Genomic DNA, 359 nt, shown 5'->3' with positions numbered 1-359 from the left:
TGGCGACGGGCGTGCTCTCCGGCTGCAAGGCAATCTGCGTGCCCCACTCCGTGTCCACGCACACCACCAACTCGCCACCCGCGGCCACTTCGTCCGCCAGCTTCTCCTGCGCCACCAGCAGCGCGACGCCCGCCTCCGCCTTCATCCACGTCAGTCGCTCCAGCGGGTAGCTCGCATCCAGCGGTACGTACACGCCCCCCGCCTTCAGGATGCCCAGCACGCTCACCACCAGCTCCAGTGAGCGCTCCACGCACAAGCCCACCCGCACCTCGGGCCCCACTCCCATGCCCTTCAGGTGGTGCGCCAGCTGGTTCGCACGCCGGTTCAACTCCGCGTACGTCAGCCGCTCGTCCTCGTAC

The 359-nt window shown here is 69.1% G+C and carries 1 protein-coding gene; it reads right to left on the bottom strand.

Annotation, left to right across the window (positions count from 1 at the left end; all coding sequences use genetic code 11):
• On the bottom strand, positions 1-359 hold a 359-nt coding region (locus tag HV824_RS36825; RefSeq protein WP_176425388.1), incomplete at both ends, for an AMP-binding protein.

The organism is Myxococcus sp. AM009, assembly GCF_013372605.1.
GTDB lineage: Bacteria > Myxococcota > Myxococcia > Myxococcales > Myxococcaceae > Myxococcus > Myxococcus vastator.
Note: the sequence above shows the minus strand (reverse complement) of the source record. Positions and strands in the feature narration are given on the sequence as shown.